Source organism: Polycyclovorans algicola TG408 (assembly GCF_000711245.1).
Classification (GTDB): Bacteria; Pseudomonadota; Gammaproteobacteria; order Nevskiales; family Nevskiaceae; genus Polycyclovorans; species Polycyclovorans algicola.
Genome location: NZ_JOMH01000001.1, coordinates 2,489,310 through 2,505,605 on the forward strand (window position 1 = coordinate 2,489,310; position 16,296 = coordinate 2,505,605).

Below are 16,296 nucleotides of genomic sequence, written 5' to 3' on the forward strand. Positions count from 1 at the left end.
AATGCCAGCTCCACAATTATACAATTCCCATTGTCCTTGAAGGCCATCTTCAATCCGTAGTCAGCATTGCTGTCCCCAGAGCGCTTATTCAATGCAAAGCAGCTTTATTCTGATGGACGCGGACGATATGATTTCTCTAGTGGTTTCAGAGCAGAGTGGATGCGCTCCGTTGGCGTTTCACGCCAATGCAGTCCAGCCCTTGAATTCCTCAGCGCTAGCGCCATCCGGCTCAAAGGCCGTCATTTAGAGGGGCTATGACAATGAAAGTGCTTGTGATCTCGATCACCCTGCTGTTGATATCCGCGCGGTCTCAAGCGGCTCCCGATTTTTTGTGCCAAGGAGTAACACAATACAAGGAAATGTTATCAGTTGAAATCTACGATATTTCCACAGCAAATGAAGTGAAAGTCAAGATTGGCGGAGATTCATGCGACTTGGAAATTACAAGCATAATCATGAGTTATCGAAGCAAGGTCCCGCATTTGACGATCAAGCTCAATGGCCAAAGCTGCGAAATTTATTTAAGAGGTGAGATTCGCAAAGAAGGTCATCTGCGGGTGCGTTTAGAAACAGAAGAAACGCATGTTGACCTCTTGGCCCGCCATCAACCAATAAATTGCACAATAATTAATTTTGAAGAGAGGAGTTTCAGTCGGAGATTTTCTCAAAATCAACTCACCTTGCCCGAAGAGTGAGTGTGTCAAAACACCAATAATGTTATGAGGCCGGAGCCCCTATTTTGCATATTTTGATATTCTTAATACGTGCATTCATGGTCATCTGTTGGAACTGACGATTAAAGGTATTCCTTGATGGGCCTTTTCGTGCAATTGCAAAGGAACGCGAGGTAGCGGAGAGGAACGGGCGATGGCATTCAACACAGCTTCGTCGAAGGGTTTCGAGTCAGAGCTTCTTACTACTTCTGCAGATAAAACATCACCGTAAGATGTCAATTTAACCAAAACTGTTGTTCTGGCTGAGGTGGTTAAATTTGGAGGATTTCGAAGGTTCTTTATTACTTTTTCTGAAGCATCGGCGGACCAGCGTTCTAAAAGGGCATCAATTTGTTCACTTGGTTTTTTGTCAGCCAATTCATCTCGTTGCCGAGGACTATTCACGGAGTTCGCCTGTTGCATCTTTGCCTTTGCCTGCTCAATAGCCTGAGAACCTGGCGTAAACCCCTCTGCCAGGGCGATATAGCTGGCGGCCTTGGGCAGGTCGTTGGCGGCGAGGTCGCGTTCGAACAGTTCCAGGTACTTCCCTGCGATGGCACGGGTCCCTTCACCGACCTTGGGATGATCCGGGTTGATGGCTTTGATCTGCTCCAGGGTCTCGGCGGCGTTGTCCCCCGCTGGCCGGGTCAGCTTGAAGCCGGCAACCTGGGTGTCCAGCCGCCGTGACAAGGCGGTGATCCGCTGTTCAGGGGTTTCGGCTGGCGTTGCCGCAGGGCGGTCCTGGCTGGGGGCTGCCGCTGTTGATGCGGGGGCAGGACGGGCGTCACTGCCCGCCGGGGGGCGTTGGGGTGCAGGCGCCGCTGCAAGCTGACTGGCAGGGGCCGACGGTGTGCTCTGGGCCTGTGCGGGATCAGCCCCGTCTGCCCGCTCTGCCCATCGTGTCGAAAGCGGGGGGCCTAGCAGTGCACCTGCGAGGCCCACCACGCCCAGTACCAGCCCGGCCATGACCCAGCGAGCCGATGAGCGCTTGTTTGTGGCTCTGGGCGCTGAGGGACGGGCACGAGGATGGATCGTGTGTGTCGGTGGGGGCGACACCGCACCGGCCGAAGGGGTGGGCGCACGGGTCGGCGCTGGCTGTGTGGGTGCACGTGCGGCAATGACGGCATCGACCTTTGCTGCATCCCAGCCCACGGCCTGTGCGGCTGCGAGCAGTGCGGGTCGTTGTGCCGATAGATCCGTCCCGCGTGCCGCCAGGCTGTCGACATGCTTGAGGAAGTTCCGCTTGGCTTCCAGGGGGGTACCCAGGCGTGAGGCCACCTGTTCCACCAGCGACTGCAAGGCCCCCTCACTGACACTGCCAATCGCTGCCAGCGCATTCAGCTCGTGCCAGGCGTCCTGCGGGATTTCTCCGTGCTCCCCCAGCAGGGCCTCAACCCGCGACTCCAGGGGCGAGACACTCGCCTTGTAGCTGGCTTCTCCACGACCAGCCTCCACCCAGGTGCCGGAGTGATCCTCAGCGCCCGCTGCCGGGACGCCAGAGGCGGCCGATAACGCCGCCTTGAACCGAACCCGTAGCACCGAGGCGTCCGCGGGGCGGCGCTCCTTGCTCTGATCAAGGCAGGACAGAATCAGCTCATTCAGGTCTTTGCCCAGGGCGGGGCTCAGTGCGATGGGGTCATCAAAGCGACCCACCGGCATCGCGCCGGTATAGACCCGATACGCCAATACGCCAAAGGCGTACACATCCGCTCGGGCATCCACATGCTTGGCGCTTTCGCGTTGCTCGGGGGCCATGTAATTGCGACTGCCCATCGCCATGCCCGAACTGGTCTGGCTGTGATCGGTGTCCGGCAGCTTGGCGATTCCGAAATCGCATAACTGAACCACGCCATCGGCGTTGAACAGGATGTTGGCGGGCTTGATGTCTCGATGAATCAAGCCGGCCTTGTGCACCGCCGACAGCGCGTCCAGCACCTGATCCAGAATGATGCTGGCCCGGTTGATCGGCAGCTTGCGGGGCCGCAGCTCCGCAGGCAAGTCGGCAATGACGGCCGGGTCCATCGCGTCCTTGCCGATCTCGTCCACGAGTGTCTGGCTCAGATACGGCATCACGTAATACGGCGTGCCGTCCACCGTTTCGGCAAAGTCGTAGACCTCCACGATGTGCGGATTGGCGCTCAGACGACGCAAGACCCGCGCTTCGGCAAGAAAGCGCTCGCGCAAGATCCGGCTGGCATCCCCCGATGCCGAGGTCGCCTGTTGCGCCGCATTGGCATCCCGAACCTGAAAGACCTTGACCGCCACCTGCTCCTGAAGCAACGGGTCATCACACAGGTACACCGCGCCAAAACCTCCCGCACCCAACTCGCGGAGGACGGTGTATTTGCCAATCATGCTCATCATGCGGCTTCGCTCTTTTTCACCTCGTGCTCCGCAACGGCCTCAGACCGTACCTCAATCCCGATATGAATTCGATATTGCTGACCGGCACGCTGGGTGCCGTAACAGGCCACGCGCAGCTCAGCATCAAATGGACCGCTAAGTGCTGGCACCCCGGTGATGGCAATCGCGCCTCGGGAATCGTGATCGAGGCTGAGCCCATCGGGCAAGGCACCGTCAACCACCGCAACCGAACTGACCGGCGTTCTCGCACCGGGCAGCACGATCGACTCATCGAAAGGCTGGTGGATCTCCGCATTGAACTTCATCGTCACAACGGTCTCGGTTGGCTTTTTACTACCGAAGAATCCGAACCGTGGATCATTCGGGTGGCAGGCAGCCAACGTGGAGGCCATGAACAGAACGGCGACCAGCTTGCCCGTCGATAACCTGGCTTCCGGACTGGCCGTCTTTTTGGTGCGCCGTTCCGCATTCCTGTTCATTTCAGCGTGTTGATCGCCCCGGTCATCACCGGGATGCCCGTTGGCCGGTGGATCAACCAGACCATGAACGGCCGGTCCACCACAAACGGGATGGCCGCTTCTTTGGAAGGGGCTGTCGAAGGCGACCCGGTAACGGCCGTTGCCGCCGCAGCCTCGGCGCCGTGCTCGTCCACGCTGAGCATCACCCGGTGGACGATGTCACCCAGGTGCAGATTCTCGTCGCTGAGATTGCTGAAATCGGCACACGCCTCGTACGCCGGGGCCAAGCCAAGATCCAGGGTGCGCTGACGGACGCTGCCGCCTTGGGTGAGTCGAAATCGGGGAAGCTGGAGGTCCACCCAACGCGGCTTGGACGCCTGGGTCGAAGATGGAACCCATTGGGCAACCGGCGCCTTGAAGGCCGCCTCGGCCAGAGTCTGACCCTCGGGCGGCAGCGCCACCAGCAGATCGAACCGATCTCCCTCAAACGCGAGGGAGATTGCACGCCAACCTTCCACCTCCTGCAGGGGGGCTTGCAGGGTCTGGCGCATCATCGCTACGGAGAGCGTGTTGCCTTGCCCCGTTTTGAATGGCGCGTCGGCGGTTTGGCCTGCTTGAAACGGAGTCGCCCAAGCGGCCTTGAAATGCAGGGCATTGGCGAGGATGAAACGGCCTTGTTGCGGCAGCGCCGACAGCATGTCCGGCATGTGACCCGCCGTCTCTTTCGAAAACCAGGTGTTCACCGTTTGCAACGCTTTGGGGGATGCAAAATCCAGGCGCATCACCTCGGCGCCGAAGACTGTTTTGAGCGCCGTTTCGATGTCGGTCCGCACCTTCAGGTCCTCTGCGACGATGAACGCGTATGCCGTCTTGAGCCCTGGGGGCAACGGCGAGGTCGGATACATCAGGTCGTCGATCTCCCTGCCGCGCGCCCACCGCGGCTCGTTGTAGAGCAACTGCGCAAAGGCATCCTGCGTGCGGCCGCGGGCGGTCAGGGCCGCCATGCCCAGCGCCTCGCCCAGGCTCAGCGCGGAGTAGAGCTGGTTGCCCTGGGCAACTGCAGGGTCGAACCAGCGCTGGGACAGATCCAGCAGCGCGCTGCCCACAAACTCAGGCTCAGCTTGATACACCTCTGTGATGGTGATGGCCGCGTGAGACGTCGGCACTGCGCAGGCCATGAGTAGCCCCAACGCCGCAGCGCGCCCGAACAGGGCGCTGCGCCCCCCAACAAGCACTTTCATGTACTGCACTCCCGGTTGGATGGCGACGCCTAACCATCTGCTGGGTCTTATATCGGGATGGGGCTGACGCTCAGCCGGAAGGGCTGGGCCTCGTTCTGGCCCCTCCCCTGAAGCGAAGATCAACAGCACTCGCTCTGGCGAGCGCGCGTTTTTGCTCCGCAAAAACAGCGCAAAGGGTCAATCGGTCCTGGCGAGCCGAAAGCCCAAGCCCATGGTCGCAGCCCTGGGGGTGCTCTCGCGGCGGCTCGCAGCCCGCAGATCCGCGGGTAGATCGCTCCAAGAGCCGGCGCGAATCACGCGCCGGCCACAGTGTCTCTCCGAGCAACCTTGCGTCCACTCCCTGACGTTGCCATGCACATCGTGCAAGCCCCAGGGGTTGGCGGCAAAACTGCCCACAGGAGCCACTCCGAGAGAGTCCCATTGACTGCCACAAGTAAGGCAATTTGCCCGGTTGCGGCCGATGTCATTCCCCCACCAGTACTCCGTCGTCGTACCCGCCCGCGCGGCATGCTCCCATTCCTCCTCTGTCGGCAGCCGGTAGGTCTTGCCGGTCTTGTGGTTCAGCCAAGGAATGTACTGCTGGGTCACCTGCTCCCAGCTCACGTTGATCACCGGGCGACGGCCACGGCCCCAGCCCTCATCATCCGGACGCTTGCTGCACCCACCCGCCGCATGGCAGGCGTCCCATTCATCAAAGGTCACTTCAAACTTGCCCATGCTGTAGTTACGGCCCGGAATCTTGACCATCTCGGGGCAGTCCGGGCAGTCCTTGGCGGCCCAGCCCGTCGCGGCCACAGCCGGGGCTTGGGAGGGTGTCTGAAGCTGGGGCCGTGATTGGGGCTGCGTTGGTTGCGGTTGTGGCCGAGGGCGCGTCAGCGCCGCCAACTGGATCTCAGCCGTGGCGGCGTAGGCGCTGTTGGGGTAGCGACGCTGGAAAATCTGCCAGCCTTCCACGCTATTGGCGGCCTGTGCGGCCTTGAAGGCGGCTTCTTCCGCCAGTCGCGGATCAAGCGCGGGTGCGGCGGCCAACGCTGGGGGCTGGGCGCCCGGTACCAGGTAGAACACGTCGGGCAGGGAGCTCTCCGACCACGGTGTCTGCTGACTGCCCGAGGCGCTGCGCACGGCGTTGCGCACCTGGGTGAAGAGGTCGTCCACCCGCAAACCCGGCGTCCTGATCCGCGTCAGCAGCTCTTGCGTGAACAGGCCGTTGCTGCCCCGGCCATCCAAGGCCGCCTCGCCCAGACCGGCGGCATAAACGATGAACGAGCCGAAAGGCGCCTGCATGCGCTGCAGGCCACGCGTTGCGCCGACGCTGCGCCTGCGATCCGGTAGCGGGTTGTTGCGGCAGGCGTCCAGAATCACCAGATTGATGCCGCCACCCCGCACCTCCAGCCGCTGCAGCACGGATTGCGCCGAAACGGCATAGTCCGGCACGTCCTCCTGAAACCGGATTTCGCCATCGTTGACCGGCAGCAGCCAGTTTTCACCGCCGCCGGCCACGCCGTGGCCGGCAAAGTAGAACAGGGCGATGTCGTCCGACGACAGGCTGCCCGTGAAATCCCGCACCAGCCGCAGCAAATCGCCGCGACTGACATCCAGGTGGGCTTGCCCTCCCGATAGGGTGAAGCCGATTTCCGACAGCGCACCCGCCACCGCGCGGGCATCATTGCGCGCGTTCTGCAGCTTGGGGGAGGTCTGGTAGCTATCGTTGCCGATCACCAGCGCCACCCGCTTTGCAGCCGTGGCCTGCCCCGCGACCAGGGCCAGAAGCAGAAAAACTGATATGCCGCTCAAGCGCCTCATTTGGCTTCGTTCCCCAACTTGCGGTTCTTAAATGGACTCAATCGGGATGGGTGTGCGGCCAGCGATGGTCGCTTATCCCGAATGCGGAATCATTGTGGGAAAAACCTTAGGCAATTACGAGACATTTGCCCGTTAATTCAGGTCGGGTTTGGTCGCATGTTTTCGGCGACCGTTTGGATGCCCCTCGAATTCTCATTCAACCCGGTAATCCACGACCCCAACCGCCCACCGAGCTTCACGATTGAGCTCGCCGCCCGTCCACGGTTTGCGAAGTCGCTCCGCGAGCTTGCCGAGGATGTCGGTGGCCTCCTCTTCGGGCACCACGCTGAGGCTACGGGTCGCGTCCACGATGTCCGATAGATCTACCGGGTCTTGGGTCACGAGGGCAATGAGCCGCCCGTTGCCCAAAGGCGGCTCGGCAGTGAACTCGAAGCCGTAGTACGCGTCAGGGACGTTCAGAGGCTGGTCGCGCTGGATGCGTCCCTCCCGATTGCGGGCAACGCTCAGGCTGTTGGGGAAGAGCTGGATGAACTGGCCGGCCGGGTCGATATTCAGGAGGGTCAGGTAGCCGTCAAAGTTGCTTTGGGTTCGAAAGCTGACGGTCTGCCCGGACTGTAGTGAGCAGCCTGGGACTCTGCATGGTTGTTGATTTGCCACAACCTCGGTGACGACGCTGAGCGTGGTTTCATCCGGCGTATTGGTCGGGGGCGTCAAGGCTATTTCTGTGGCAGTGACGGTGTCCTGATCCATCGGTTTGCGCCCTAGCAGCGTGGTCTGTATCGGCTGCGTCAGCAGAGCGGCGTCGATCTCCAGCGTCGGCAGCAAGCCGGTTCTGCAATGCTGTGGAACGCGCTTGCAGTAGCTTTGAGCTTCGCTTCGCAGCCACGCCAGCAACTCCGAATGCGCGATCTGTCCGTCACGATTGGCGTTTGCCACCATCGTGGTGACACCCTGCACAAAGCGGTTCGTGAAATGCCCCGTACGGGGCCGCGTTTCCACGTCGTCCAGCGCCTCCTGAAATGAACTCACCGCTGTCCAGACGGTTTGATTCTGCCCGCCCGCGACCAGTGCCTCCTCCTCGCGGTGAGCCGTTACGACAAGACTGCGAGCTGAGGCTTCGATCAGTGAGGCAACGCCCATTGGGGTGCGTGTTGGGGCTTCATCGTCATGGAGACCCAGCACCGAGCGGGTAATCGTTCCGCTATGGCAGGCATCAATCACCACCGTGACGATGCGCCCCTCAAGCCGTTTCAATATGACTTCAATTTCGTCGTCGAGGATGACGTTCTCGAGACGGCGCTCTGCACGATTGACCCGGGCGTCGTAGGCAACGAGAACCTCATCAAGCCCATCTTCTTCATCGCCATTCAAATCGGGGGTTTGCGCCCCGTGCCCGCTGAAGTGCAGGAACACGCGGTCTCCGGATTGCGTCCCTTTGATCAACCAGTCGTCGATGGCATTCAGGATGCCCGCACGCGTGGCCTCAGCATCCAACAGAACTTTGATGTTCTCAGCCTTGTACTGCAGGGGGTCACTGAGCATCGAGTGCACTAGGCGGGCGTCCTCCGTCGGGCCGCCGAGGGGGCGAATCGCCGGATCGGTGCGGTAGTCACCAATGGCAATAACCAGCGCCCGATTTTCCGCCAATGCTGGATTCAATGCTGAAATGGCCATCAGCAGGTGAGCGGCGATAGCGGTGGTCCATCGACCCTTGCTGTTTTTCATTTCTGATCCCCGGTAAACAAGCCAACGATGGCGATTTGCTGCCCGCCCTGGGTGACGGCCTGCTCAATCAGATTGACCGCCTGGTCTGCAGCACGATGACCCTCCAGTGCGGCTAGCGCGGCGCGAAGTCGGGTAGGTTCATTGCGGCTGGCAATCGCGATCACGTGATCGGCGCCATATGGCGGTTGCACCCGCAAAGGAGGCAATGTGAAAAGCCGATTGGGTGTGAGCGGCTGCGATTCAGCCGTGTAGATGGGGTAAAGCAGGTTCACCACACCCGTCCCGGCCAGATTGATGATGGTCAGATAGGGCTCTTTTCGCGGTTCAAAAGTCAGTGTCACCCGTTCTCCAGCCCCACGCCGGTGGTCCCCACCTGCCAGGCGTGCGCCAAAGTGCCGGCTTTCGGCAAGTGCGCGCAAACGCATGAGGGCCGTTGATTTGTCCACTTCGCCCTGCATCTCAGCGGCACTCCGCGCGTTGGCCACCCAATCGCCGGCCTGCGATAAGACCCTCCCCCTACCGAGATCCCAAACCAGTTCGGCGTCACTTAAACGGGTTGATTGCACGCGGGTAAGTTGTTGGGTCATCCGCTCAGCTTCACTGGCTGAAGCGCCACGCACTGCGACTCGAACCGGTCTCAGCGGTATCGCAGAAGCCTGAAGGGGCGAAACCCTGAAGATGGGTTGCTCCGGCGAACCACCGCTTTGGATAACCGGTGTTTGCTGGCTTTCAGTGCGCTGGCGCACGTTTTCGACCAGATACTGTTGCAGTTCGGAAAAGGTGATCTGGCCGTCTTGATTCAGGTCTGCCGGGCCCCGAAGGCCGCGTGAAAAGTAATAACTCAGCGCCCCACGGGGCTGGCCACCAATATCGATCTCGGGCACTTTTCGGTCATCGGCCACGCCGCCAATGTAGATCTCGTTGGGCCGCGCGCCCGTCTGGTCATCTGGCCGTGGTGGGGGAGGGGGCAGCGCATCGTCCTCAATTTTCTCGAATCGGCCACCAAAGCGTGATGGCCACAAAGGCGCTTCGGAGTACGCGCTGCGGGTCATGGTGCCGCTGTGGCAGGCATCCAGCAGCATGATCACCTTGATGCCCTTGACCCTCGAAATCCGCTCGCCCCACTCATCGTCCACGATGCGCTCGAAACTTCCGGGCCCTGAGTCAGAGAAGCCTCCAAGCGCCCAGATCTCGTCGTAGCCATCGTCTTCCTGCCCTGGAACGGCCTCGGCAACTTGCGCCCCATGGCCTGCGTACGAAACGAAAATGGTGTCGCCCGGCTTAGCCTTCGCCTCAATTTCGTCCCAGGCAGACAGGGTTGCCCGGCGATGAGCCTGATCGTCCACCAATACCTTCATCGTCTTGGGTTTGAACGATGCGATGGTTTGCTCGATATCACGGGCATCATTCACCGCACCCCGCAGCGGCGTGAGGGTGGCGTAACGGTCAATTCCCACAATGAGCGCATGCAGGTCGCCCGCCTGCACGGCAGGGGTCACCAAGAGACCCATCATCAGGAGCACGCCGACAGCGGGGGCGAACACGTCTTTCATCTCAGCGAATTAGCTCCACTCGTCGGTCCATTTGGTGTCGCTCGGGTACCGTGTAGGCATCGGGATCATCGGGCTCATGCGGCTGCGACTTACCTTTGCCCAGAGTGACGATCTCGCCGGTGTAGCCGTTTCGGCGCAGATAGTCCGCCACCGCCTTGGCGCGCCGTTCTGAGAGCACCTGATTGGCAGCTTCGGAGCCGACAGGGTCGGTGTGGCCCACCAGGGTGATCCGCTTCGGCCCCTGGGCGCGCACCATGAACAGCAGATCATCGGCTGCTTTTTCTCCCTCCAGCGTGAAGTTGGCTTTCCCGAACTCGAACTGCACCGGAATGGCGGTGCGCTTCACCGCAAACCGAGAAACCTGCGCGGCGCCCAGTCCAGACGGTTGATCATTTCGGCTGCGGGTATTGGCCACGTAAGTCGGTGCCAGCAACCGCTGGGTCTCCGCTTTTCTGAAGAGCGTGGCAATGCGCGCTTCTTCAGGAGGGCGGGGGGTCCAAGTTTCATCGTCAATCGCCGTAAGTGCGGACTGGTATGCAAGCGTGGCCTCGGCGTGCTGCTTGCGGGCGGCGGCGATGTCGCCCAGCACCTCATGCGCCTGCCAGACTTGGCCGAACTCCAGGATTGCCCGCAAATCAGGTTCGAAAACGGCAGGATCAGTCGCTGTCGCAGCGCGATCCAGCAAGGCATTCCACATCGCCTGGGCTGTCAGTTGGCCCACGTATTCCAGCACCGCGCTGTCACAGGCGCTGGCGCCCCGTGCCAGCCGCTGCAGGCCCGCAACATCGCGCGCCTGACGGATGGCTTGAGCCCGCTCCGCGACATTTTCGCAGTCTACCGGGCGCTCCACGGCGTGCACCGGCAGCGCCAATCCCAGTGCCAATACAAAGCCGCTTGCCCCTCGTCGCCATATGCCAACCATGCTTCTCGTCCCCGCACAAAATGCTCGCTGACCTATCGGGATGGCCCCCATCCCGATACAGGCAGGAATTGGCACCGTTAGTGATCGGGGATCGGTATGGTCGGGTTGAAGCGTTTCAGGGTGTTGTCAGTGCTGGTCATGGCGTTCGCCACGCTTGGGGCCCAAGCCTCCCAGCGCGTGGCACTGGTGATTGGTAATGGCGCCTATCAGCACACCCAGCGGCTGACCAACCCAGTGAACGACGCATCGGACATCAGCGCTGCCTTGCGTAAATTGGGCTTCGAAGTTCACAGCGGCAACAACCTCGACGCCAACAGCATGCGCAGCCGTTTGCAAAGCTTCGCCGGGGCCGCCAACGGCGCAGAACTGGCGTTGGTGTTCTACGCCGGTCACGGCATCCAGGCCGAAGGGACCAACTACCTCATTCCTGTCGATGCAAAGCTCGACACCCCCTTATCGCTGCGCTTTCAGGGCATCGCCATGTCCGACGTCATGGCCGCCACCAGCGGCGCCCGGACCAAAGTCTTGCTGGTGGATGCCTGCCGCGACAACCCACTGGCCAATCAATGGGCCAGTGAAGGACGCAACGTCAGCCGAGGGCTAGGGCGTATCGATTCCACCGACGGCGGCACCCTCATTGCCTTTGCCACCCGCCCTGGCGCCATTGCAGCAGACGGTGCCGGCCGCAACAGCCCCTTCACCAGCGCCCTGTTGCAGCACCTTGAAACGCCGGGGATTGAACTTCGCATCCTGCTCACCCGCGTTCGCAACCGCGTCCTGGAACTCACCCGCAACGCCCAAGAACCGTGGACGGAAGAATCGCTGCGATCAGAGATTTACCTCCTGCCCGGTAGTGGCAGCACCGCCACCGCGCAGAGCGTGCCAGCGTTTGATCCCCGCTCGGTAGAACTCGCCTAATGGCAAAGCGCCGTCGCGGCCGGATCGGTAGAAGCGTTTCAGGACTACAAGCGTCAATACCCGCAAGGTCAGTTTGTGGGGCAGGCCGACATCCAGTTGGCCTCCCTCACCCGCCCACGGCCCGCCGCACCGCCGCCCTCGTCTGGCGGCAGTGCGCCTGCCCCGGTGACGCAGAGCCAATATGGCGCGGGCGGCGTGTTGCTGCGGCCTGGGAGCCTCGGCGGCCTGAGCGCGGGCACGGTGTTCCGGGACTGCGAAGACTGCCCCGAGATGCTGCGTGTGCCCACGGGACGTTTCCAGATGGGCAGCCCCAGCCATGAGGCTGACCGGAAAACCAACGAAGGCCCGATGCACGAGGTGCGGATCGACTATGCCCTCGCGGTGGGCAAGTTCGAGGTGACACGCGGGCAGTGGCGGCAGTTTCTGAGTGAGAGCGGCCGCAGCGGCAGCACGGGCTGCACGGTGTTCGACACCAGCCAGAATAAGTGGGTGCTGCAGAACGACAAGAGCTGGCGCGATCCTGGCTTTGCGCAGGACGATAAGCACCCTGTCGTGTGCGTGAAGTGGAACGAGGTCAAGGCGTATGCGGAGTGGCTGGGTCGCAAGACGGGTAAGCGCTATCGGCTGCTGAGCGAAGCTGAATTTGAGTATGTCAATCGTGCCGGCACGAGCACGCCGTGGTTTTGGGGCAGTGATCCACAACAGGCGTGTCGCTATGCCAATAACGCCGACACGCAGTATGCCCAGTGGCGGGGCTGGCCGGGCGTGACCGGCGGCGCCAAGTGTGACGACGGCTATGCCAACACCGGCCCGGTGGGCCGCTACCAGCCCAACGTCTTCGGGCTTTACGACACCACCGGCAATGTCTGGGAATGGACCGAAGACTGCTGGAACGAGGGCTATGTGGGCGCACCAACGAATGGCGCGGTGTGGGCCGCTGGGGACTGCACCCGGCGCGTGGTGCGCGGCGGCTCCTGGGTCACTCTTCCCGCGAACCTGCGGGCGGCGCCCCGCAACTGGACCTCCGCCACGGCTGCGCTCAACGACCGGGGCTTCCGTCTCGCCAGGACCGATTGACCCTTTGGCCTATGGCCTTTGTCCCTTTGCCCTGTTTTTGCGGAGCAAAAACGCGCGCCACAGGCGCGTTTTATGATGCCCTGCGTGAGTTGCTCCATCCTGACGCCGTAGCAGCTTACGAAACCTGTTCCACGGCTCTTTTTGCCAGAAGGTGACGCACAGGATTGCTTTTCTGGGTAGGCCTATCGGGCATCACGAAAGCAGACGAAGCCTTATCGACTCGGCCCATTCTTCGCTGCCGCTCGCTTTCAATATCAGCGCAAAACGGGGGTCGTTATTAAGGTCATCAAAGCTGTCGCCGGCGTAAAGCCTTTCCAACATGGCCGCTTCGATTGAGCTCAGTTGACCCTGCTCGACTCGCTCTGTGAGCAGGAGTTGCCATTCGCTTGCGTCAAGTAGGGATACGTCCTCGCGCTCGTCCTCAATGTCGTCACCGATGTCGAGGTCGTCCAGTTCTCCACGATAGTCCCGCTGCCGAGGTTCCCGAAGCGCACAGACGATGTCGGAGGCCCAGAACGCTTCAAAGTTACTAAACCCCGCCACAGGTTGACGCTGCCAGTGCTGAAGTGCCGTGTCCTGACTCCAGTCTGCAAGGCTGGCGCCCTCGGGTAGACCAGCAAGGTATCGCCTTAGGCTGCGCACCTGGTTGGTGCTAAGGGTGTCCAGCCAGTCGAACGGGCATAGGTTGTGCCCTAGTCCGAGCACCTCCTGCACCGGGCGGTTTGCGGTGCGCAGGGCGTCGATCACTCGGCTACAGAATCGGTTGAATTCTTCGCCACTCTGCAACGTGGTGAGCCGGGGGGGGATGGTGATGATTGCATCCCAGAGGCTCATCTCTTCAGGCAACTCCATCTGGACATGCCCGGCCACAATCCAGAGCAGTCCGTCACGTTCACGTAGCGGACGGGCCGCGTTGCCGTCTGAGATGGCGCGATCAAGTTTGTCCACCCGCTGCTTTAAAGCCAGCTCGCTGGCAGCCGGGATGAGCACTTGAGCACGGTCTGACAATGGCTGCCGGGTGCGAACAAGCTCCGCACACCGCCAGCCCGGCGCCGGCAGGCGACGCACAAGCGCAAGGAAGACCTGATGCGCGATGGAGTAGGGCACCTTGCCCGAAAGCTTGAGTTTTCTGGCGAGTGTGGCGTCAAAGTATCTGCTGGCGGCCTCGTCGGCCTCCATACGCCATTGATAGCGAGCGTGCGATAGCAAAGGGCCGGCATAACGGTTGGCCAGATGGTGAAGCAGGTCCGCATAAATTACGCCGGGATCGAGCCAAACCGACTGACCATCAGGCTGATTTAACAGATGTGCAATGTGCGCCGCCAGGCGATCTAACGTCGCTGACACGTTTGTTACCTGATTTTTTTATCGGTATCTGGATTAAACGCGACCTTGCCCGGCAAAACAAGCGTTTGAAGCCGACATGCCCGAAAGGCACAAACCAGCCACCCCATGCAGCGACTCAGATCATCATGTCAACACTCCTTTTTGGCTGGCCCAGACTCTCAGGGCAGCAACTGGTAGGTCACGGCCTTGCGGGCCACCAAGCCATCAACTCGATCGGCGAGGATCTCTTCCAGCGTCATCGTGGGCTTGACCTCCGTGATCGCAGACCGGCCCGTCATGACTTCCCAGAAGCTCTTATTTTGCGCGCAGACCGCCAACAGGGTTTGGGTTCCCGCCTCACCCGACAGCCGAACCTGGACATCGCCCGAGGAACGGGGAAGGAACTGAGCGCGGCCGGCCTGCAAGGTCAGCGATTCGTTCATTGCATTGGGAGATAGCACGCTGTAATCACCATTGTGATCCACGTTAACCACCCGCAGGTCACAACGACGCTCTGCGGTCACCGAAAAAGTCAAGGCGTCGCCAGCCCGGTAGCTGGCTTCACCCGTGCGGACGTTGAGGCCGAAATCCGACTTGAACGCCGGCAGCGGATATGCCGCCGGAATCGCCGCCGCGGGTGCTGCAGCCATGGTGGTTCGGCTGGAAGGGACCGAAGCCGTTGCTGACGCACTCGGTGCCACGCTGTAGTGCACGTTAGCCGTCGCCCACTTGGTCTGCGGAGGCGCCTGGTTGACCATGACCGTCATCGTGCGCGCATACACATCTGCGCTATCTCCAATCAATGCGAAGGGGGCTGCCCCCGTCATCACGCGCCCGGTCTGGAAACGAGCATTGGGATCGGTAGTGGCGACAGCCTTCAGCACGCTCAGACCGTAAGGTTGGGAAACCCGGATACCAGGGCAACTGGCCGAACCACGCTGCCCCACGCCCACCTCAACCGTCTGCCCGGCGCCAAGCGCTTTATTCGGCTGACACGCATTGGGGAATAAAACCGTCTTCACGCCCCTGCTGTTCACTTCCACCAGTTCCACGCGCGCCGCCTGGTTCACCTTGAGAAACACCCGCGCCCGATCGCCATCGGCATAGACCCCGTTGGGGCGATCGGTCCATACATCCACTTTGAGGTCCGACTGCGGCACCGCAAGCGACGTGATCGTCACCTGCTCCGCCGTCATGGCACGCTGTTCGCTGGCAACCGCCATCGGGCTCGCCAAGCTGGCCACCGCCAGCAGCATCGCCACACTGTAAGAAGCCAAGGCCGCAGCGGGCTTGAAACAAGGCATGGAAACGCTCCTATTGACCACCCGGGATTCGGGCACTGTTCCACCTATCGGGATGAGCTCCTCCAAGGCAATGTGCCGTACAGCACATAAGTCCTGCGCGAGACCACCTTGGCCCCCATCAGAAGCTAATCGAGTTGAATTCGACACGAGTGGGGCTTGAGGTCACACGCGGCTCCACCACCCGCATCAGCGCGTGGTGCACCACGCGGTCGGCAAAGGGCGCGGCCGAGATCAGTCGTGGTTTGCGGTCGTAGACCGTGAACTGGCGGTAGGCACCGGGCCGCCAGGTGCCGGCCGCCAACTGCTCGCGCAGGCGCCGCAGCTCGCCTTCCTGATTCAGCGCAAAGCGCGCCACCGCGTCGCGGTTGCGCTTGCCGCGCCGGGCAGCACGAAAGGCCGCTTCCAGATTTTCTGGTGCGATGATCTGCGGCCAGAGGCCGCCAATGCGCTTCATGGGGCGCCCCGCGCGCGGCGCCAGCCGCCCACCTGCTTGGCAATATCCAGCAGCCGCTCCGCTGCATGGCTGTGCGTCTTGGGGGCCACGGCCTTGACCTCCAGCGCCACGCGCCAGAGGTGGCGCAACAGGTCCAGTTTGGCGTTGGCCGGTTCCAGATGCCGCGCCTGTTCCGATGGGCGCGCGCAGGTCGACAGCAGCAGCCGCTCCAGCACCTCGAGGAGTAGGGTCTCGATGCGAGTGCCGAGGGTGTAACGCTGCGAACGCGGAAACTGGTAGAGCTCGTTCACCATCCACACGATCAGCTCGCGGCAGGCATCCACAGCCAGCGGCAAGGCGAGGGGCGTGCTCATTTTTGCGTCCGAAGGAGGCTACGCCCCCTGCACCCCCGAAGCACAAAGCCACGGCACGCGCCTGTGGCGCGCGTTTTTGCTCCGC

At 61.6% G+C, this 16,296-nt stretch carries 14 protein-coding genes; 3 read left to right on the forward strand and 11 right to left on the reverse strand.

Features of this window, described 5'->3' with window-relative positions; translation table 11 throughout:
• Nucleotides 1–260: 260 nt before the first annotated feature.
• Nucleotides 261–695: a hypothetical protein gene (locus tag U741_RS19260; RefSeq protein ID WP_152551593.1), complete on the forward strand. Its 435-nt coding sequence runs from the start codon at nt 261–263 to the stop codon at nt 693–695.
• Between the two features lie 81 nt (nt 696–776).
• Here the strand turns inward: U741_RS19260 and U741_RS18485 are convergent, their stop codons facing one another.
• The 7 genes from U741_RS18485 to U741_RS0111930 form a co-directional block, all read right to left on the reverse strand.
• Nucleotides 777–3,077 (reverse strand): TonB family protein, encoded by a 2,301-nt coding sequence (locus U741_RS18485; RefSeq protein WP_084154831.1) that lies wholly within the window; start codon nt 3,075–3,077, stop codon nt 777–779.
• Complete coding sequence (locus U741_RS0111905; protein WP_029890687.1) at nt 3,074–3,556, reverse strand: Ig domain-containing protein; 483 nt, start codon at nt 3,554–3,556, stop codon at nt 3,074–3,076. Before U741_RS0111905 ends, U741_RS18485 begins: the two co-directional genes overlap by 4 nt.
• Nucleotides 3,553–4,776 carry a serpin family protein gene (locus U741_RS0111910; protein WP_029890688.1) on the reverse strand — a complete coding sequence of 408 codons (1,224 nt, stop codon included), beginning with the start codon at nt 4,774–4,776 and terminating at the stop codon, nt 3,553–3,555. The genes U741_RS0111905 and U741_RS0111910 overlap by 4 nt, the downstream gene beginning before the upstream one ends.
• A 177-nt stretch (nt 4,777–4,953) precedes the next feature.
• Nucleotides 4,954–6,570: an SUMF1/EgtB/PvdO family nonheme iron enzyme gene (locus U741_RS18490; RefSeq protein ID WP_161776211.1), complete on the reverse strand. Its 1,617-nt coding sequence runs from the start codon at nt 6,568–6,570 to the stop codon at nt 4,954–4,956.
• Between the two features lie 201 nt (nt 6,571–6,771).
• Nucleotides 6,772–8,304, reverse strand: coding sequence for a caspase family protein (locus U741_RS0111920; protein WP_029890690.1), 1,533 nt, complete (start codon nt 8,302–8,304; stop codon nt 6,772–6,774).
• Entirely contained in the window at nt 8,301–9,857 is a 1,557-nt protein-coding gene (locus tag U741_RS0111925; RefSeq protein ID WP_029890691.1) for a caspase family protein, read from the reverse strand. Before U741_RS0111925 ends, U741_RS0111920 begins: the two co-directional genes overlap by 4 nt.
• Before the next feature lies 1 nt (nt 9,858).
• Entirely contained in the window at nt 9,859–10,728 is an 870-nt protein-coding gene (locus tag U741_RS0111930) for an OmpA family protein (RefSeq protein ID WP_029890692.1), read from the reverse strand.
• A gap of 147 nt (nt 10,729–10,875) precedes the next feature.
• Here U741_RS0111930 and U741_RS0111935 point away from each other — a divergent pair, with 147 nt between their 5' ends.
• Nucleotides 10,876–11,697, forward strand: coding sequence for a caspase family protein (locus tag U741_RS0111935; RefSeq protein ID WP_052378751.1), 822 nt, complete (start codon nt 10,876–10,878; stop codon nt 11,695–11,697).
• Nucleotides 11,698–11,862: 165 nt separating this feature from the next.
• Entirely contained in the window at nt 11,863–12,774 is a 912-nt protein-coding gene (locus U741_RS0111940) for a formylglycine-generating enzyme family protein (protein WP_029890694.1), read from the forward strand.
• Between the two features lie 192 nt (nt 12,775–12,966).
• Here the strand turns inward: U741_RS0111940 and U741_RS0111945 are convergent, their stop codons facing one another.
• From U741_RS0111945 to U741_RS0111960, 4 genes are all read right to left on the reverse strand, one after another.
• A complete protein-coding gene (locus tag U741_RS0111945) occupies nt 12,967–14,121 on the reverse strand; it encodes a hypothetical protein (protein ID WP_152551595.1) in 1,155 nt (384 codons plus the stop codon).
• Between the two features lie 158 nt (nt 14,122–14,279).
• Complete coding sequence (locus U741_RS0111950; RefSeq protein WP_084154833.1) at nt 14,280–15,404, reverse strand: DUF4384 domain-containing protein; 1,125 nt, start codon at nt 15,402–15,404, stop codon at nt 14,280–14,282.
• Nucleotides 15,405–15,522: 118 nt separating this feature from the next.
• Nucleotides 15,523–15,858 (reverse strand): hypothetical protein, encoded by a 336-nt coding sequence (locus tag U741_RS0111955; protein ID WP_043110582.1) that lies wholly within the window; start codon nt 15,856–15,858, stop codon nt 15,523–15,525.
• Nucleotides 15,855–16,211, reverse strand: coding sequence for a four helix bundle protein (locus U741_RS0111960; protein ID WP_052378753.1), 357 nt, complete (start codon nt 16,209–16,211; stop codon nt 15,855–15,857). Before U741_RS0111960 ends, U741_RS0111955 begins: the two co-directional genes overlap by 4 nt.
• Nucleotides 16,212–16,296 lie beyond the last annotated feature (85 nt).